Raw genomic sequence first — 19,925 nt, 5'->3', positions numbered from 1 at the left:
GATTCTCTAGGATGTAAAAACTATTCAGTTGTTGTAATCTCAAATTGACCAATAACTGTTTTGCCATCTTTGTCATACAGGGGTATTCGTTGATTACCTTTTTCTTTTTCCATCTGATGTTTCACTGCCTCCTCATAAATTTAATAGGAATTACATTCGATATATACCAGTGTAAGAGATGGTGGTTCCATTAAATACTCAGAATGATTACCGCTTCATAAACCCTCTGCGTTCAAGGAATGCTCTCACCTGCAAACGTGCTGGCTCGGTAAGACGTTTCGCCATGAGTTCAGACCACGGGGTTGTACGCTCACCGTGGGTACGTTCTTTCAAGTATTCTGTCGTGGTCACATCATACTCTTGAACACCTTCCAAGGTCTGGGCAGGCTGGTAGCGGTTATGATGTAATACGGCTTTCATTGGAAGACGTGGCCGAATGCCCGTTTCCTGATCTGCAACCCCAATACACATCCCGTATACCGGATATACACCATCCGGTAATTCGAGTAGGTCTGCCACTTCTTCAATCCGAGTACGAAGTCCGCCGATATATACAATGCCAAAACCGAGCGATTCGGCAGCAAGGGCAGCATTCTGAGAAGCCAGTGCAGCATCAATCGTAGCAACCATAAAATTCTCGGTGGAGTCCGCATAAGACTCCTTCTCTGGAAGGTGACGTGCCGCTGCATCCTTCAATCGAAACAGGTCAGCACACCATACGAGAAAGACCGGACATTCATTGACGTAAGCCTGGCCCCCGGCAAGTTCAGCCAGTTTGGCTTTCTGCTCTTGATCTGTCACAGCGATCACGGAATACGCCTGTACGTTGCTTGAAGAGGATGCCATCTGTCCCGCCGCAACAATAGCTGCGAGTTGCTCCTCACTGACCGGGTCTGGCTTGAATTTGCGTACAGAGCGGTGTCTCATCATCAGTTCAATCGTTTCATTCATGGCTGTTCACTCCTAATCCTCGAAGTACGAACTCCACCGTCTCTTCGGCAAGTTCCTCTGTATTCATATCCTGATAATCAAAACCAAAACGCGAGTGCTTGGCCCGCTTATGCGCAAGCGCTACGCCCATAACCTGAAGCATGGCATAGGATGAGGATTCGATCTTGAACAGTCCCTCATCTTTACCTTGCTGTAGATACTCTCTCACTTTATTCCAGACGGGATCTAGATATTGAAACACCGTTGCCGTCCGATGAGTACGCAGCGTAATCTCCAACTGTACAATGTCACTCATCTCGCGATCTGTCATCGTAAACCTCACGACTTCACCAACAATTCGGCGGATACCTTCTACAGGGGACATCGATTCTGTAGCCAGCTTACTCAGAATATGTTCGGGGAAAAAGTGCTCAAATAGTGCATCGAACACTTTCTCTTTACCGCCAAAATGATAAGACACCAGCGACACGTTCGCACCTGCCTCATCACAGATTTGACGAACACTCGTCCCATCATACCCTTGTAATGCAAAAAGTTTCTTCGCTGCAAGCAATATCCTTGTTTTGATATCCAATTCCGGTTCCGTCATTTGTTTCTCTCCTCTTATCCGTTCGTGTCAGTTGCTGCAGCATTTTCCCCGGACTGCAGCCCTCACTTCATCCCATCTATTATATTACACCAAGCACCCCGATGAAAATCATCGGGGTGCTTGGTACAAACGATGAAGCTTCGTAACGACTACATATATTAGCTGTTTGCTGGAGCCGGGCTTGGCATCCCAGCCGGTTTGCGACCTTTTTTGAGCAGCGTCACAACGAGGGACAATGCAACAGCAATGAGCAGTACAACAACGATGGAACCTGCGGCAGACTGCACGCCTGGGCCACCCAGTTGCACACTTAGAATACCCTGAACCGCATAGGTTGCAGGCAAGTATTGACCAATTCCGCTGTAGAAGCTGTTCAACAATTCACGCGGCACCATCGCACCGGATGACACCAGTTGCAGGGATAGCGAGATGATGTTAAACACACTTCCTGCTGGTCCAAAGCAGATCAGGAAAAACTGGGAGAAGAACATGAAGGTACACAGGAACAGTGCCTGGAACAACCAGAAGGCCACAAACCCTTGTGCAATCTGTCCACCCAGAGCCACAATCAGAGAAGATCCCAGCAAGGAAACAACCAGCGCAGAACCTACATTAATGATGACCCGGGCACCGAACAAAGTCAGGCGAGAATACATCGAAGACAACATGCCCATAGCTACCTGAAGATTCATGCCCATAATCATGGCACCTACATAAGAGGCAAGTACCATCATCATCGGCACCATCTGATTGTTCATGCCGTTCACCGGGTTAATGGATGTCGTTTTTCCTTCTACACGGTTGGTCAGGTTCGCAGCGGCCTGAGCAGCCTGTTCCGCAGGAGCACCTGAAGCAGTCAAAACAGTTTGTACGCCTTGCGCGGAAGCTTGTTTGTTAATCGTGTTGGTCACGCTCTGTGAGACACCCTGCATCATGCTTTTAATCGTTACCGGATTGGCTTCATTAATCGTATATTTGATCTCGGCAGTGGCGCCAGCTGTTTGAAGAGCAACATTAAATCCTGCCGGAATGTCCAGCACCATGTGCACTTGATGATGGTTCAATTGATCCAGCGCTTCAGTCGCACTTAAATTCGATACGGTGTGGAAAGGCAATGTCTCTGCCAACCGATCCGCAATACCTTTGGACAGTTCACCATCTTCGTTCACAATAGCCACCGTTAATTCTTTCGTCCGGTCATTTACACCGGAATATGCAGTCATCCAGATTACACTAAAAATAACCTGAAACATCAGTGCAGTAACAATGCCTATGATCACTGGTGGTTTTTTAAACAATGTACGTAGAGCTTGCAGCATATAATTATGTTCCTCCATTTTCAAAATAGTTCAAATTTGATTTAAACATCCGTTTGAATCAAACGATCGTTTAAATTTTAAAGGCATATGTCTATATTGTCAACATACTTTCGTAATATTCAGAAAAGTTCAACGTATTTTCATGAATGAAGCTGGGTTTATTTTCATGAATGTCAATCTTGGTTGGCTTATGACCACTTTTGCGTAAAAAATACGCGGTTCGCCGTGAAGCGAGCCGCGCATTTAACGGATCATTCATTGATCTATTACATAGCTCTTCTTACCCATATGTTAGTCTCTTATCTTATGACTTCGTTCGAGCAAGCTTCATCCGCTGCAAACGCAGGGCATTCAGTACCACCGAAACCGAGCTGAATGCCATTGCAGCACCTGCCAGCCACGGAGCCAGAAATCCTGCGGCTGCGATCGGTATGCCAATCACATTATATCCAAGCGCCCAGAACAGGTTCTGCTTGATATTGCCCATCGTGCGGCGGCTCATCTCGATTGCATCTGCAATGCTGTTCAAGTCACCACGCATCAACGTAATATCTGCCGCTTCCATCGCTACGTCGGTTCCGGTTCCAATCGCCATGCCGATATCGGCTGTAGCCAGTGCCGGGGCATCGTTGATACCGTCTCCGACCATCGCCACCTTTCGGCCACTCTCTTGCAACTTTTTCACTTCGGATGCCTTGCCTTCCGGGAGAACTTCTGCCAAAACGTTCTGGATGCCCGCTTGCTCTGCTACCGCACGAGCTGTCCGTTCATTGTCTCCCGTAATCATAATGACATCGATCCCCATAGATTGAAGCCGTCCAATGGCCTCCCGAGAAGTATCCTTAATCGTATCTGCTACCGCAATGATACCCGCCCACTGGCCTTGAGCAGCAACCAGCATGGCCGTACGTCCCTGTTCCTCCAAAGCGTTCATCTGCTGTATGCTTTCCTCCGGTACATCTACGTTCGCATCTGCCAGCAAGCGGCGCGTTCCCACGAGAATCTCTTCACCAGATACCGTTGCACGAACACCGTAACCAGGGATATTCTCAAACGATTCTGTCGGTTCCAAAAGTAGACCTTTCTCCCGAATACCGCTCACAACCGCCTCGGCTAACGGATGCTCGGAGCCCTGCTCTGCCGCTCCAACACGTTTAAGCAACTCTGATTCTGTCCAGCCGGGTGCAGCAATAACATCAGTTAATACAGGCTTGCCTTGGGTAACGGTTCCTGTTTTGTCGAGCACAACCGTCTGAATCTGCTGAGCAGACTCCAGATGTTCACCGCCTTTAAACAGAATGCCATATTCCGCCGCACGACCTGATCCAGCCATGACAGAGGTCGGTGTCGCCAGCCCAAGCGCACACGGACAGGCGATAACGAGTACAGCTATCGCTTTTTCCAATGATCCGGCGAAATCTCCCGGACTTGCAAACAGATACCAAATCAAGAAGGTTAGTACGGCAATCCCCACCACAATAGGGACAAATATACCCGAGATCACATCGGCAATCCGCTGAATAGGTGCTTTTGATCCCTGCGCCTGTTCGACCACTTTAATAATTTGCGATAGAGCCGTATCTGAGCCAACTCGGGTCGCCTGAATACGAAGAACACCGTTTTTGTTCAGCGTTGCACCTGTGACCGGGTCGCCAGGCTTTTTATCTACAGGTAGACTTTCACCGCTCAGCATGGATTCATCGACAGAGGATTGACCCTCTTCTACGATACCGTCCACCGGAATGCTATCCCCAGGTTTCACCAAAACCAGATCACCAACGGCTACATAGGAAGCCGGAATCAAAACTTCCTGTCCGTCACGGATAACACGCGCTTCACGGGGAGCGAGTTCGATCAAGCTTTTGATCGCCTGTGAAGAGCGCCCTTTCGCCACAGCCTCAAACCATTTTCCAAGTAAAATCAACGTAATCAGAATCGCACTTGTCTCATAGTACAGCTCCACCATCGGCATAGCGGTAACTCCTGCAGCAGTTCCTACATCCGTTCCCATTGCACCATGATCCATACTCTGACCCATACTGGCATCAGGTAAATACCCGCTCGTGAGCGTCAGATACAGGCTGTAGAAAAAGGCGGCGCTTGTTCCAAGTGCCACAAGTACGTCCATGTTAGCACTACCATTGCGAAGCGCCTTATATGCACCTACATAGAACTGCCAACCAATCACAAATTGGACTGGTGTCGCCAGTAACAGCTGAAACCATGGGTTCAAAAACAGCTCAGGTACATAAATGCCCGAGGTAAAGGAGAAATGGGCAACCATTGCCCACAATAGCGGAATGGACAAGAGTGCGGAGATCATCCATTTCCATTTCTTACGCTGTATCTCCCGTTCCCGAACAGAGGTCGATTCCTCCTGGGTTAATTGCAATGTAGCGCCATAGCCTAGCTGCTTGATTTTGGCTGTAATATCGGACGGTTTGAGGGTACCCGCTGCATATTCAATATGCCCTGTCTCCAGCGCGAGATTAACGTTAGCTTGGGAGACACCCGGCAACCGCGACAGCCCTTTCTCAATACGTGCAGAACAGGCCGCACAGGTCATGCCCGTAATATCCAGATCGACGGATTCCGTCACTGTACCGTAGCCAAGTGCCGCGACTTTGTCCCGCAATGCGCCTACACTTGTCGTTTTGGGATCATAAGAGATGGTTGCCTGTTCGATGGCAAGGTTCACATTCGCCTGATGTACGCCTTCCATCCGGGATAACCCCTTCTCCACACGCGTAGAACATGCGGCACAGGTCATACCCGTGATGTGCAAGGTTGTCTTGAGACCCGAATTCTCCATAGGTACAGGAGTTGGTGCAGGTTCTATATTTTCAGATGCGCTCGATGTCATCATGTCAGCTCCTTTCAAATGAATTTTATACCCTATAGGGGTATATTCAGGACGGAAAATCAGGCTTAAACCGTCCCTTGTATAATCAAGTCCAACTGAGAATCAAGAGGGCTAAGCCTTTACTGCTATCATTTGTTAATGAACAATCCCTCGGATCAATTAAACGACGTCGTATCCTTGATCTTCGATTGCGGCTTTGATCTGATCCACGGTAACAGCCTGCTCATTATATTCTACAGCTACCGTACCGGCTGCCAGATCCACCTGACCATTTGCTCCTGCATTTTTCACCGCTTCTTCAACGGACTTTACACAGTGATTGCAAGACATTCCTTTGACATTCAACGTAACATTAGACATGTTCTATTCCTCCTTAGTTAAATATGTTCGTAAATGGGTATGTCTTTACCAGGTCTTATCCTTGTCGTACTACTTCATCAACTTTCTAACAGTAACCAGTAATTCATCCACGACTTCGTGTTCGCCCGCCTGAATACGTTCCACAATACAGCTCTTCATATGTCCTTCCAGCAAAAGCTTGCCTACCGAATTAAGCGCGGACTGTGCTGCAGCGATCTGGGTTAACACATCATCACAGTATGTGTCCTTATCAATCAGCCCTTTGATGCCGCGAATCTGGCCTTCCACCCGGTTCAACCTGGAGATGAGATTGCCCTTCATCTCCTGGGAATGGTGGCTTTTACGGACAGTTTTGCCGTCCTTATCTAAGTTCAAAGCATGGCATGAATCCGCTTGTTGCTCGGACTGCTGTTCCGCAGTCTGTACAGACTCTTCGGGATGGCTGTGATCTTCCATCATAACACCCCTTTTCTTACGTTCTTCTTCCAGATTAACATACCCCCATGGGGTATTCAAGGGTTTATTTTCTTTTATTATCGAACGTTTTGTGTATGTAGTTTTGATGAACAGACTTATTTCACTACTCGGCTTACAATTACAATGGGAACTCCATTCTGCTGCTACGCACCCTTAGCCCCATCTGTTCATAAAAAGCCTGTGCATGCGAGTTGAATGTAGAAACCGTTAATTCTATGTGGTCTGCCTGAAGCTCTCTCCCCAGATCCAGCATGGTCTGCATTAACCGTTTACCTGTTCCATGTCCTTGGTGGCTTGAATCCACCACAAGTTCGTGAATGTATAACATCCTGCGATCCGCAAAAAGCGAATGATCCTGAATGGCGCTCAGCTGTGCGCTGCTAAAGCCTACAATCTTCCCAGCCTCTACATGTTCCGCTACATAGAGGTAACGGTCATCCTTCGCAAGCCAATCGGCATATTCCTTTTCCCCAAGCCTTGGGTGCAGAGGTTTGTAAATGTCCGGTCTTGCCTGTACATGTAACTCATGTAATTGATCCAATAACGTGGCTACACCAGGATAGTCAGCAAGCTGTGCATCTCGGATCTGTATGTTATTTTTCATATTTCTCCCCTCCACTCTTCCTTATGCTGTATTTACAACATTATACAAGGACGAAAAAGCAGATACCATACGGTATCCGCTCTGTCGATCAATCCTATTTTTTAGAGGATGTATTGATTTCTTCGTTAAAAGCAACCGGAGATGGTTTAGCTGCCCAATCATCCGCCTGTGGCTCAATGTCCACGCCATTCAAGATCTTCTTTTTCTCCATCAAGGAGTCGCCATCTTCATCCAGTTTATTGCGGAGTTTTGCTTCATCCTGAGGTTGATTGTTCTGTGTCATCGTGTAAGTCCTCCTTTTGTAATCTCATGTTGGATTCTGTTCCTGTATATAATTACCCAATGATTTCAAAATCATTCGAAGTTGATCCATGCAAACCGATGACTCTTCTCATTCGAGGTAAAACACTTTTTCTAAAATTAGTATGGATAAGTGTCACAAAAGCGCCACCTCAACCAGTTATATAAGTAGATAGACTAATTATTTGACTTGGAGGTATCTTATCGTGAAACCCATGTATAAAGTAATCAACTCCATTGCTCTGGCAGGAATGATCGGCACAATGTCCATTGCTTCTTATCCCACTCCAGCGAGCGCTGCAAAAACCAAAGCTGAAGTATCCACGACAGCTGACACTGCATCAACAAAATCAAATAAAAACACAAAGGCGTCAGCTGCGGTTGTTAAAAAAGTAGAACAAACACTCAAAAAACTGACCAAAAAAGCGTACAAGCTTGATAAAGGCAGTTATATTGACGACTACGGCTGGGATTTCAACATCCTTGGCACACCTTTCCCAAGCCAACTGCTGGTGGACTTGAAGGGGAATATTCAATCCGGACATATACAAGAAGAACATATCACCTTTTACATTGAAAACAACAAAATAAGCTACACTCAACAGAACATAGACATGAATGACGTTGCCGAACAAGACATTCAAGCAGCCGAAGAAGTGTTCAGCAAACTAGATTTACCATCGGGAGAACTGGATGGTGCTGTGTTACAGCACAAAGGAAAGAAACAAATCATTGAATTGATGTACACGAACGATAAGTACGGAACCTGGATTGGGGTAGACAAAGCCACGCATAAAGTTGTTGCGGTTAATGCCAGGGCTCTGGCAGATGATTATTTTAACAAAGGACAGGAAGCTGTTGATGAGTATCATAAAAAAATAAAGGCTATCACGGCAAGACAATTACAGGATAGCGGTGTGGCACAAGCCGAGCTGCTGTTCGGAATAGATCTGAATGGTCATATGGTGGAAAAAAAAGCATTCCCTTCTGATCGTGCCTTGTTTACGAAAAAAGGAGCTCCTACCGTGGAGGGCCGCTTCAACTCCGATGGGTCTTTCTACTCCATGCATATTGTCTATAAATAACTGTGACGATCCTCGCTTTTAAAACGACAACATAAAATGGCGTCCCTGGTGGTCAAGTTATGACCTTTCGGGACGCCATTTTGTGTACTCTATTCCATTATTGCCTATGCCTGATCCTGGCGAGCAAGGGCAGCGAGCGCACGAAGCGCAGCTTCGATCTCGTGCTCTACTGCCTTAGCGACCGCATCGGTATGCGGATCATACTCAGCCGCAAGATCACTGTCTGCGAAGCCGTCAATGGCCACAATGGCTCCAGCTCGCGCACCACGCAACGTACTGACGATATAGAGCGCAGCGATCTCCATCTCGGCGGCAAGCGCTCCAGCCTGTTTGTATTTACGGTGAGGAATCTCTTCTACCCCTGTGAAAAAGGCATCCAAAGTTACCGTGATACCCACGCCAACTTTGGCAACCTCACTTATGCCACGATCTGTCTGCCGTGCAGCAGCAACCAATGCGCTGGTTACATCAATATCGGCTACCGCAGGGAAACCATCGGGTACTAGCTGACGCGTCAGTCCATCGGAGCGTACAGCCGCAGTGCTGACAATAACGCTGCCTGCTGGATAATCGGCTGTATATGAGCCTGCTGTGCCTACTCGAATCAGGGTTTTCACTCCTGCGCGAATCAGTTCCTCGAAGCACACCGCTGCGCCCGGTGAACCTACGCCATGACTGACCACCGCCATCTGAACCCCTTCATACTCTCCTACAAATGTGCGATATTCGCGGCTGAACGCCAGCTCTCTGGCATTCTCCAGCTTGCGGGAAATTTTCTCCGCACGAGCCGGGTCGCCACACACGATAGCATAAGCTGGCATATCTTCCGAATGAATCTGCAATATCGGCATCAACATATTAATCAAACTCCTTTTTCGTCCACTCATCCTCAGGAATCGGCAGATCTTCACCCGAGAAGCGTTGCTCCTTAAACGGATCGGCAAAATGGTGGAAGCCATTGCTTTCCCAGAAGCCGTTGCGATCCTCTGTCATAAACTCCAGTCCACGCACCCACTTTGCACTCTTCCAGAAATACAGCTGTGGCACAACCAGTCGCAATGGGAACCCATGCTTCGGCGTGAGCGGCTCACCATTATATTTAAACGCAAGCAATACATCATCATGCATCAGTTCTTCAAGTGGCACATTGGTCTCGTAATCATGGTCCGCGTGAATCATGACGTACTTCGCTTCTGGTTTAACCCCGAGCAGCTTCATGAATTCGGAGAAGCGAATACCCTCCCAAGGTGTGTCAAATTTCGACCAGCGCGTAACACAGTGAATATCACTAACCATGTTCACCTGCGGCATCGCCTGAAGCTCAGCCAGAGAGAACACCTTCTCTTCTTCGACTTCACCAAAAACCTTCAAATCCCAAGTGGAAAGGTCATACTCCGGCACCTCCCCTTCATGCAAAATCGGGAATTTCTCCGTCAGCACCTGACCTGGCGGCAACCGATCTCCGTAATCGGCACCAGCTTTCGGTAGTGGTGTTTTGGTTTTTTTCAAACGCTCAGCTTTGTTATGCACGTCCCTGATTCCTCCTTTGTTCACGATGTCACTATGCAACTGAAACCGTTACTCACATATCTATCCTATCATAGCTAGGGTTCACAACAGGATTAACGTGAGCTTCCGCCCGCTTTCAATGCATCCTGTGCATACGTCCGGTCTTTGAAAAAGAACATCGCCACCAGTGTTACAATATACGGCAACATCATGGTGAAATGGGTTGGCAGAGAGAAGCCTTGCAGACGAATACTAAGTGCTTCCATGAATCCAAACAACACGCTAGACCCCATCACCCCAAGCGGGTTGGCTTGTCCAAGCATCGTAGCAACCAAAGCGATGAAGCCCCGACCTGCGGTCATGCCTTCGGTAAACATCGTCACCTGACCAAGCGACAGCTGCGCTCCAGCCAGTGCACACAGTACACCGCACATCAGTACAGCACCATACTGAATGCCGCGTACCTTGATGCCGATGCTCTGTGCTGCAATCGGATTCTCACCCACGGAACGCAGACGGAAGCCGGATACACTTTTAAATAGATAGAACTGTAGAGCAATGACAATAATAATGCCGAGATATACGAGCGGACTATGGCCTGAGAACACCGTGCCCACCCAAGGAATATCCTTGATCAGCGGAATGTCCCATTTCGGGAGTCCCACCATATCCTTATCGTAGTATGCACCTTTTACATCAAAGATCGCCCGCAGGGCAAAGGTCGTGAGTCCCGCCGCCAGAAAGTTCAACGATATACCGACGACGATGGCATTAGCCTTTAGATTAATACTTATAAATGCAAATAGCGCCGAGAACAGCATCACGATAATAATGGAAAACAGCACTGCCAAGAGTACGTTACCGAATAGGTAGTTGCCCACAATCGCGGAGAATGCCCCGATCAGCACCAGTCCTTCCAAACCCACGTTAAACAGACCTACGCGCGAACATAAGGCCCCACCAAGTGCTGCGAGCAGAATCGGCGTCATAATCCGCAAGGTTGAGCCAAACATGGCTGCATCAAACAGTTGTTGCATTGGACTTTTTCTCCTTTCTCCGCTTCAGGAAGGAATAACCGATCTGTGCCGAGACAAACAGTGTCAACACTGCCTGAATTACACTGCCAACTTCCAGAGGGACATCCGTGTTGCGCTCCATGCCCATTGCACCTGTCTGTAATGCCGCGAGCAGAATGGCCGCTACAGCTGTGCCCAGTGGATGTGAGCGTGCAAGCAGTGTAGCCATGATGCCACTCCACGCATAACTAGCCGAGGATAGCGAGCCATCCAGGAAGCGGTACTGTGTACCGAGCACTTCACCAGCACCAGCAAGACCCGCAAGCCCACCACTGATCACCATGGACAGCATCATCATACGAATTCGGCGAACACCCCCATAAGCCGCAAAAGACGGATTGCTGCCCAGCATACGAATTTCATAACCCGTTACCGTTTTGTGCGTAAACCAGTAGATCAGCACCGCCGCTACAATCGCTATAATGAAGCCTGCGTGCAGTCCCATGCCCTGAAACAGCTTCGGTAGCCAGATACTCTGATCAATCATTGGTGTCTGCGCCATCGCTGCCGATCCCGTTCGATCTTTAAATGGATACGAAACCATGTAACCGCCAAAATACGTCGCAATATAGTTAAGCAGTAGTGTGGTAATCAAAAGGTTCATCCCAAAGCGTGCATCCAGCCAGCCTGCAAAAAGGGACCACACCCCGCCGGCGATAATTCCCGCCAGAATGGCAGCAATACATACGAACCAGCCCGGCCCTGGCAGATAAAGAGCTGTGAGCGCCGCACTGAGTCCGCCCAGAATCATCTGACCTTCCGCACCCATATTGAAAAATCCGGCACGGAATGCCAGTGCCACACCGAGTCCCGCCAAAATAATCGGTGTGGCACGAGCCAATGTATTGGTGAAGAAGTAGAAGTTGCCGAAGGCACCCTTCCACATCTCGGCATACGTATCCACGACATTGCCGCCAACGACCAGAATGGCGATCGCCCCGGCGAGTAAGCCGATCAATACGGCAAGCAGCGGCTGTACAAGTCCGCGAAGTGTTTCTTTTAACCGATTCATACCCGCTCTTTCCCTCCTGCCATCAACAAGCTGATCTGTTCTTCTGTCGCTTCCGCTGCCGGAAGTTCTCCGGCAATCTCGCCTTCATACATCACAATAATGCGATCCGATAATTGCAAAATTTCTGACAACTCGGATGAGATCAGCAAGATACCTGCTCCCTCATTCCGTTTGCGCAACAATTCCGCATGGATGGTCTCCATCGCACCGATATCCACCCCACGTGTAGGCTCTGCTGCGATCAGGAACGGTGTATCCTGCGCAAATTCACGTGCTGCAATCAGCTTCTGCAGATTACCACCTGATAGAAATTGGGCTTTCGTTTCCGCCGAGCCTGTCTTGATGCTAAACTGCTTGATCCAGCTCTCCACCATTGCTTTGGCTGCTCTGGCTTTGATCATGCCCCGCTTCTGCATACGATGATGGTGCCCCATCAGTCCATTCTCCTTCACACTGGCATCCTTCGCTGCTCCCCACATGTAACGGTCTTCCGGAATATGCGCCAGTCCATGCTCACGAATGCGGCGTACCGGCCAGTTGGTCGTGTCCTGCCCGGATAAGAGCACGCGTCCTCCATCCGGCTTCCGCAGCCCGGCAATCACTTGAATCAATTCGGATTGACCGTTGCCGGAAATACCCGCAATCCCGACGACTTCACCTTTTCGGACTTGCATATGAATGTCTTTGAGGGCAGACCGATCTTTAGCTCCCGAGAGATGAATGCCTTCCACCTGGAGCACCGCTTCACCCGGAACAGATGACGGTTTATCCATACGCACCAGTTCACGTCCCACCATCAGGCGAGACAGTTCCTCTACATTAGTATCCTTTGCTTCCAATATACCTGTGACTTGTCCATCCCGCAGTACGGTGATTCGATCCGCGACATCCATCACCTCTTGCAGCTTGTGTGTGATGATGACAAAGGTTTTGCCTAGCTTCGCGAGCGATTTCATATTCGCCAGCAGTTCTTTCACTTCGAGCGGAGTTAGCACCGCAGAAGGTTCATCCAATATAATAATGTCCGCTCCCTGATGAAGCACTTTGAGAATTTCTACACGTTGCTGCATACCCAGAGGACATTCGGCAACTTTTTTCCACGGGTCGACCGGCATACCGTATTGTCTGCCCAATTCATGGACCTGAGCTGCCGCTTTTTTTCGATCAAATACCCCTGCCGCCGCAGGCTCACGTCCAATGACAATATTCTCCGCTACCGTAAAGGATGGAAACAGCATGAAATGCTGGTGCACCATGCCGATCCCGCTCGCCATAGCCTGGGATGGTGTTGCAAAGTTCACCTCGCGCCCACGGACTTTAATCGTGCCAGTTGTCGGCTGCTCCATCCCGTACAGCATACGCATTAGCGTCGTTTTCCCTGCTCCATTCTCCCCGACAAGAGCATGAATCTCCCCCTCGCGCAGATTAAAATGGATCTCCTTGTTCGCCGTGAAGTTGCCGTATTTCTTCGTAATTTGCTCCATCTCCAACAGCATATCTTGCGTTCGCTCCTCTCGGGTGATGTAAGTTCAACGTGAAATGGTTACACTGGACACTCCGATGACAGAACAACCTTTCGATCGCTGTTATCCCCAGATTTTTTTGAACTCCCTTTTATAAGGGGAAAATCCGGTGATAAGCGTATGCTTCCCATGTAGCTTTCTTGCAGAAAGCTTTTAGGCAACCGCTCCGCTTCTCCAGGTTTCTTCTGTCCTATCCGTTATCGTGTAAACGTTACGTTCAACATATAAGGTCACTGTAAACAGTAGCAAAACCGGCTGCCTGGTTGGGCAGCCGGCTTACTAGATTGATTACACATCCATCAATTCATTGCTCTTCTTCATATGAAACTTTTCAGATCATTCTCAAGATATGATTTTCTAAGTCTACTATTGTTGCAATGGATCTTTCACTACAATTTTACCAGAGATGATATCATCTTTGATCGCTTTTACTTTGTCGATAACTTCTTGACCAACAAATGCATTCAGCGGAGACTCACTGTCACGCGTAACGTATGTCAGACCAACACCGTCTTCTTTCAGGCCGTAGTTCACTGCACCTGCTTTGAATGTACCTTCTGCAAAGTCCTTCACCGTTTCGTACGCAACCGTATCCGTAGATTTCAACTGGGAAAGTACGATATGCTCCGGATCTTCTACCGTACGGTCTGTATCTTGTCCAGAAGTATAGAAGCCTTTTTCTTTGGCTGCTTCGAACACACCAAGGTCACCTACAGCAGATGCCCCTGCGATAAAGTCAGCACCCTTACCGAATTGCACCAGTGCCAATTCTTTCGCTTTAGCCGGGTCATTGAAACCACCAACATAGTTCACCAGGAATTCTGCTTTTGGATTAACGGATTCCAGACCCGCTTTGAAACCTTCTGTATACTTCTTGATTAAAGGTACGTCCATTGCAGCGATCATGCCCACTTTGTCTGTTTTCGTGGAGAGTCCAGCGGCAGCACCCAGCAGGTACGCTCCTTCATACTCACGGAAACCAACACTGCGAACGTTAGGCAAATCTACAGTTGTGTCCACAATAGCAAATGATTTGTTTGGATTCTCGGCAGCGACCTTTTTCAGTGCATCTTCTGCCTGGAACGTTGCTGTAATAATCAGGTCGTAATTCTCAGCAACAGCTGCACGCAGGTTTTGCTCGAATGCTGCAGGGTCTGTTGATTCGATCGTTTTGGTATCCACCTTAAACTCTTTACCTGCTTTTTTGAAACCTTCATCCATTTGTACAAAGAAAGGGTTGACCCCTATTTTTTCAGGTAGTACTAATGCCATCCGCAGGGATTTTCCAGAATCGCCGCCTTGAGCGGATTGTTCGTCTTTAGTAGCTGAATTCCCACAAGCAGCCAGCAAAATAGCGACCATAACAATTGATAAGACGAACGATAAACCTCTTTTCATTTTGAAAATTCCCCTTTTCAATAATCTTTTTTTATATCCTATCGGATAATGTCGATCCTTGTCAATAAAACTTTCAGCGTATACACTCATATGGAAGATCATCGTAACAACACTGACTTCCAGACTCTGGAAGCCGCATTACGGCTGGCTTTTTTTCGTTGACATTTGGCGCGACTCCGTGCTAAAGTCAATCCAATTATTCTATTCTGATAGGATTTGTCAGGATTATATTGCATTCACCTATCATTTTCAACCCTATTTTAAGGAGGCCTTTCATTTGAAAAAAATCACCCAGATCACGCTGGCGGCTCTGCTCGCCGCTCCAGTAACTCTCGGCAGTCTTAGTTTGCCCGCTTCTGCTTCTGCAGCATCCGCAACGCCAGTTGCTCCTAAAACGTTGCATGTGAGCCCCCCTGCAGTAAAAACACCAGCTGTCTACACAGAGAGTGCAGCAGATTTCGCTCAATTCCTGCAAGCCAAGTACAGCATCCAATTGCCACAGCAAGCATCCAAGGGTGATTTTATCAAAGCCATAGCAGCTATTACGGAAGCAAGTTCCGCTACCACTACAAGTACGGATGCCGCAAAGGCGCCTGCCTTCAGCGACCTGAAATCGGGTGACGATGCCTACGAGGCAGCTGTTGCTCTGTTCAATAACGGTGTTTTAACATCAACGGAGGTACGTGCGAATGATCAACTGAGCATTTACACAGCGGTATTCCTCGCCGTCAAAGCAGCTGGATTCAAAGAACTCGCTTACACCTACCCTGCGGACAAAACAGCGAAAGCCCTTGCCAAAGCGGGCATCAAGCCAAATCGTTTGCAAGGACAAGCTGGGCAAGAACTGGCTGCGGCCATTGATACAGGACTGGTTCCGGAGAGTCTGTATCCTATCCTGGTTAAGGGCGGCGCAGCAAGCAAGGATGCAGCGAACATACTGCTTGGACGTGTGTTGATCAGCCAAGGTAAATATAAAAATGAAATTGGACGCTCCAATGATGCAGATATCTACGCCAAGCTATATGCTGCATATCGCACAGCAGATCTGATTGAAGCTCCTGAACTCAGAAAAATTGTGGATCAGGCACTGCGGGAAGATCTGGTTACAGGGTACAACCTGAAAGACAGCCGTTTCGACTCCAACTTTATCGATGAACTGACGTTAACTTATGGTCATGACAGCATTAATCATGCAGTACAGCTGATTGGCCTGCTTCGCAGCGAAGGCATTGATGCCGATGTGCAATTCCAGCCGAAGACATCTGCTTTTATCTATTTGAAAGAGTGGGGCGATCCGAAGGAAACACCAGACTACAAAGTTACACAGATTGAGAATGGCAACTATATCGCTTATGCGAAGGAATATGACATTCAGTTTGAATTTAACAATACGGCTGACAAAGCCCGTTTCAACGACATCGTTCTGAAATTTGCCAAAAAGAACAGCAACAGTCAATCTCCACTGATTATCAACTCTTGGTGGCAGCCGCTGTATTATTCGCCAACCGCACTGGCTAACTTCCCAGTGATTACGAACAATAAAATTACACTTGGTCATTATTATGCCCAATCTTTCTCGCTGAAAGAAAATGCCAAGGCTATTCAGGAAGGATTCCGCAAGCTCGCTCCTGAAGCCAATATCACCTCATACAACTTCTGGGTGGATCAGCCTTTCTTTAATTACTTGAATGGCGGTTCGGAGTAAATATCGTTTAGATAACCACTTGACTGAAATGATCATTTTTTAGCAAAATATAAAGCCGTTTTCACCGATTCGGATTCAGGTTTCGACCTCTATTTTTCGGGAAGACGGCTTTTATGTATACAATTACAAAATTCTTCTTAAAAATCATTTTAACCATGCAGGAATTGCCAATATCAGGTCGAATTTCTTATGTACACAAACACGCAAGTATTGTTGCGCACATCCGCAAGAACAGGGGTTAATCATGGTATACGACGGTATTCTGATCGGCTTGATTGTTGGTCTGTTCAGGGGTGGAGTCCGTTATGGGCTCAACCAGTTTGCAACACTCCAGCTGCGCGGCGGCTGGATCTTTCCGCTGCTGTTACTTTTCCAGTTTGGCATTTTCTATATGCAGGAGCGGTTGAGCTGGGTAGCATCCATTAATGGTTATCTGTTTGCCGCTGTGTATATTACCGGCCTCATCTTTTTATGGCTCAACAGACATCATCGGGGTTTCACGCTGATCTGGATCGGGGTGTTTCTCAACTTCATCGTGATGGCTTTTAATGGTGGTCGCATGCCCGTTTCGGTGGAAGCCTCTGCTGTGCTCGGTCCTTATTATGTCGATCTGCTTCGGGAAGGCGGCGCTGTATCCAAGCATTATATGATGGACGCGTCTACTCACCTCTCTTTTCTCGGTGACATCATCCCGCTATCGAGTCCTTATCCGCGTACACAGGTCATCAGCATTGGTGATGTCGTGATGAATGTTGGCATATTCCTGTTTATCCAGTACATGATGGTGAATCGGGGCAAAGAAGATGTATCGTCCGCAGAAACATACCAAACCCAGTGAGAATAGGGTAAGCATCGGACCAGACTCCAAGGAAGGGAGGTCTTTTCCATGAAGAAATTCGAGGGTATCAAATATTCCCGCATTGTCATCAACGCCATCATCGTAGCGTCTGTCGTTGTAGCACTTACTTCGGGATACAAGCTCGGCGGTTAGGTTCTGCCGCCACACCAGACAAACAGGCTGCGAGCGGCCTGTTTTTTCTTGCTGGATTTTTGCAAGCGATCTTGTTATGTTAAAAAAAATATAGTATATACCTATACAAGAATAACCAATATAAATGCATCGAGCAGGAGTCTGTTATCTTCAAAAAAGACGTGATACTGCATCGTTGGTTTATACTTAACATCACGAGTTGACTAAATCCAAGCAGGAGATTTTCTATGAACTTTATTCGTAACCTTATCCGCAAAGCAGATCGAAGCATGATGTATGTTTTATTGCTTAGCTGCACCGGGATTGGCGTTTTTATCTATATGAACCAGTGGTCTTATATACATCTGACTACAACCGATTGGGTCATGGTTTACACCATGCTGGGAGCCGCGCTCATCCTCGACTATTTTACATTCCAGATTCCCCCGAAGGGTAACCAGCAATCGATGGACTCCTCTGTGTATCTGGCCTGCATATTTATGTTTGGCGGGGCATTCAGCCTCTCGGTGTTGTTGCCGATTTCTATCATTCTATTAATTAAAGACCGCAAGCTTACCTGGTGGAAACATGTCGTCAATTTCAGTATCTATAGTCTCATGATTACCGGGGCTGCTACTGTGTTCGAATGGACAGGCGGTCAGACCGGTGCAATTGATAGCTATAACCTGATTCCTTATGTTGCAGCCCTGGCTGCCTATTTCATTATTAATACCATTACGCTAGGATTGTTCTTTCATTTCTCAACCAAAGATGCATTGCAACAGATGAAACGGGCATTCGTAACCGAATCCCTTCTGGTCTATCTCTGTACGCTTATTTTGGCGCTTGTGCTCACCATTCTGGTTGTACATAACGGTGTGCTCGGTCTATTTTTGTATCTCAGTCTCAGCATCTTGTTGTCCCATGCGTTCAAACAGCTGTTCATCATGTACCAGTCCATCGAAGAGAAGGCGAATTCGGATCAGCGTACAGGATTGTTCAACCATAGCTATTTCGAAAGCATGCTGGAAACTGAGCTAAACAAAGCTCGAACGCAAGGAACGCCCCTCTGTCTAGGATTGCTTGATATTGATGATTTCAAAAAATATAACGATCAGTTTGGTCACCTTCAAGGCGATAGCCTGCTGGCATTGCTCGGGGATTTTCTCATCCGGAAGACGGAAGGCACATCGGTTACCGCTTTTCGATATGGTGGAGAAGAATTCACGTTGCTGATGCCAGGCATGGAACTCGATGAGGCCTACAGATTTATGAACAAGTTACGTAAACAGCTGAATGATACCCCTTTTGAAGGTGTCGAGGTATTACCGCATGGCTGTCTCTCTTTCTCTGCCGGAATTGCTGCATACCAAGTGGATATGTATAACAAGTCTCAACTGGTGGATCAGGCAGACAAAGCGCTTTACTATGCCAAAAAGCAGGGCAAAAACAATGTGCACCGCCATGGCAGCAATGACGGTATGGAGCACGAGATCGATCTGGTTCAAGACGTCCGCGACATTGAGCAGCAGCTGAACCTGTTTCAATACAAGGATATGGATACGTTCAAACATTCCAAACGGGTCTATAAATACGCGCTCGATATTAGCGAAGTGCTCAAACTAGACAATGCAGAAAAGCGGCGTTTCGTGCTTGGGGCGCTGATTCACGATATTGGCAAGCTGGAGATTCCCTGGTCCATATTGAACAAAAGAGACAAGCTGACATGTGAGGAATGGGATACCATCAAGGGTCATGTGACTTGGGGCAAAAAAATGGTGATGACGAACGATCGCTTCGCCGATCTGATTCCGTATATTGAATTGCATCATGAGCGCTATGACGGGCATGGTTATCCCTACGGTTTAAAGGGTCATGAAATTCCGAAGCTGTGCCGGATGCTGACCGTGATCGATTCTTTTGATGCCATGACCACCGAGCGACCCTATCAGAAAACCAAAAACGTGGATGAGGCTATAGAGGAGTTACGGGCATGCTCAGGTACGCAATTTGATCCGGAACTGGCGGAGTTGTTCATTCGGTATATCGAAAAACGAGCGGCTCATCAACTATTGCAGTAGTCTGATATGTGAATAAACACCAAAGCGCTACCCCATGAGGGATAGCGCCATTTTCATTTTCATCGTGATGTGAAGCGTGATTTGATGCATCGGATGCATCAGG

The 19,925-nt window shown here is 47.6% G+C and carries 18 protein-coding genes; 4 read left to right on the top strand and 14 right to left on the bottom strand.

Annotated elements, in window-relative coordinates; genetic code table 11:
• Positions 1-207 precede the first annotated feature (207 nt).
• The 8 genes from nfsA to EC604_RS18330 all read right to left on the bottom strand — a co-directional run bounded on the left by nfsA (position 208) and on the right by EC604_RS18330 (position 7,446).
• Positions 208-951 (bottom strand): oxygen-insensitive NADPH nitroreductase, encoded by a 744-nt coding sequence (gene nfsA, locus EC604_RS18365; protein ID WP_123065535.1) that lies wholly within the window; start codon positions 949-951, stop codon positions 208-210.
• Complete coding sequence (locus EC604_RS18360; RefSeq protein WP_123065534.1) at positions 944-1,540, bottom strand: TetR family transcriptional regulator; 597 nt, start codon at positions 1,538-1,540, stop codon at positions 944-946. Before EC604_RS18360 ends, nfsA begins: the two co-directional genes overlap by 8 nt.
• A 158-nt stretch (positions 1,541-1,698) precedes the next feature.
• Positions 1,699-2,859: a YhgE/Pip domain-containing protein gene (locus EC604_RS18355; RefSeq protein ID WP_123065533.1), complete on the bottom strand. Its 1,161-nt coding sequence runs from the start codon at positions 2,857-2,859 to the stop codon at positions 1,699-1,701.
• 304 nt (positions 2,860-3,163) lie between these two features.
• On the bottom strand, positions 3,164-5,671 hold the full coding sequence (locus tag EC604_RS18350) for a heavy metal translocating P-type ATPase (protein ID WP_123065641.1): 2,508 nt from the start codon (positions 5,669-5,671) through the stop codon (positions 3,164-3,166).
• Between the two features lie 210 nt (positions 5,672-5,881).
• Positions 5,882-6,082 (bottom strand): copper ion binding protein, encoded by a 201-nt coding sequence (locus EC604_RS18345; protein ID WP_090918799.1) that lies wholly within the window; start codon positions 6,080-6,082, stop codon positions 5,882-5,884.
• A 69-nt stretch (positions 6,083-6,151) separates the two neighbouring features.
• Positions 6,152-6,538, bottom strand: coding sequence for a metal-sensitive transcriptional regulator (locus EC604_RS18340; RefSeq protein ID WP_123065532.1), 387 nt, complete (start codon positions 6,536-6,538; stop codon positions 6,152-6,154).
• A 139-nt stretch (positions 6,539-6,677) separates the two neighbouring features.
• Entirely contained in the window at positions 6,678-7,163 is a 486-nt protein-coding gene (locus EC604_RS18335; RefSeq protein ID WP_123065531.1) for a GNAT family N-acetyltransferase, read from the bottom strand.
• Between the two features lie 94 nt (positions 7,164-7,257).
• Positions 7,258-7,446: a hypothetical protein gene (locus tag EC604_RS18330; protein ID WP_123065530.1), complete on the bottom strand. Its 189-nt coding sequence runs from the start codon at positions 7,444-7,446 to the stop codon at positions 7,258-7,260.
• Between the two features lie 223 nt (positions 7,447-7,669).
• Between EC604_RS18330 and EC604_RS18325 the strand changes: the two genes are divergently transcribed.
• A complete protein-coding gene (locus EC604_RS18325) occupies positions 7,670-8,548 on the top strand; it encodes a hypothetical protein (RefSeq protein WP_123065529.1) in 879 nt (292 codons plus the stop codon).
• A gap of 104 nt (positions 8,549-8,652) precedes the next feature.
• Here EC604_RS18325 and EC604_RS18320 read toward each other — a convergent pair whose 3' ends face one another.
• The 6 genes from EC604_RS18320 to EC604_RS18295 form a co-directional block, all read right to left on the bottom strand.
• Positions 8,653-9,405 carry a nucleoside phosphorylase gene (locus EC604_RS18320; protein WP_123065528.1) on the bottom strand — a complete coding sequence of 251 codons (753 nt, stop codon included), beginning with the start codon at positions 9,403-9,405 and terminating at the stop codon, positions 8,653-8,655.
• A 1-nt stretch (position 9,406) separates the two neighbouring features.
• Positions 9,407-10,078 carry a sulfite oxidase-like oxidoreductase gene (locus EC604_RS18315; protein ID WP_123065527.1) on the bottom strand — a complete coding sequence of 224 codons (672 nt, stop codon included), beginning with the start codon at positions 10,076-10,078 and terminating at the stop codon, positions 9,407-9,409.
• A gap of 92 nt (positions 10,079-10,170) precedes the next feature.
• Entirely contained in the window at positions 10,171-11,094 is a 924-nt protein-coding gene (locus EC604_RS18310; RefSeq protein ID WP_123065526.1) for an ABC transporter permease, read from the bottom strand.
• Positions 11,078-12,145: an ABC transporter permease gene (locus tag EC604_RS18305; protein ID WP_123065525.1), complete on the bottom strand. Its 1,068-nt coding sequence runs from the start codon at positions 12,143-12,145 to the stop codon at positions 11,078-11,080. Before EC604_RS18305 ends, EC604_RS18310 begins: the two co-directional genes overlap by 17 nt.
• On the bottom strand, positions 12,142-13,641 hold the full coding sequence (locus tag EC604_RS18300; RefSeq protein WP_123065524.1) for an ABC transporter ATP-binding protein: 1,500 nt from the start codon (positions 13,639-13,641) through the stop codon (positions 12,142-12,144). The genes EC604_RS18305 and EC604_RS18300 overlap by 4 nt, the downstream gene beginning before the upstream one ends.
• A gap of 393 nt (positions 13,642-14,034) precedes the next feature.
• Positions 14,035-15,066 carry a BMP family lipoprotein gene (locus tag EC604_RS18295; RefSeq protein ID WP_123065523.1) on the bottom strand — a complete coding sequence of 344 codons (1,032 nt, stop codon included), beginning with the start codon at positions 15,064-15,066 and terminating at the stop codon, positions 14,035-14,037.
• A 277-nt stretch (positions 15,067-15,343) separates the two neighbouring features.
• On the opposite strand from EC604_RS18295, the gene EC604_RS18290 reads away from it, so the two are divergent.
• From EC604_RS18290 to EC604_RS18280, 3 genes are all read left to right on the top strand, one after another.
• Positions 15,344-16,771 (top strand): hypothetical protein, encoded by a 1,428-nt coding sequence (locus EC604_RS18290; protein ID WP_123065522.1) that lies wholly within the window; start codon positions 15,344-15,346, stop codon positions 16,769-16,771.
• A 244-nt stretch (positions 16,772-17,015) separates the two neighbouring features.
• Entirely contained in the window at positions 17,016-17,609 is a 594-nt protein-coding gene (locus tag EC604_RS18285) for a DUF5317 domain-containing protein (protein ID WP_123065521.1), read from the top strand.
• A 380-nt stretch (positions 17,610-17,989) separates the two neighbouring features.
• Positions 17,990-19,822, top strand: a complete 1,833-nt coding sequence (locus tag EC604_RS18280; protein WP_123065520.1) for a bifunctional diguanylate cyclase/phosphohydrolase — start codon at positions 17,990-17,992, stop codon at positions 19,820-19,822.
• Positions 19,823-19,925 lie beyond the last annotated feature (103 nt).

It is taken from the genome of Paenibacillus amylolyticus (genome assembly GCF_003719335.1).
GTDB classification, from domain to species: Bacteria; Bacillota; Bacilli; order Paenibacillales; family Paenibacillaceae; genus Paenibacillus; species Paenibacillus amylolyticus_D.
This window is presented reverse-complemented; position numbering and strand designations above follow the sequence as displayed.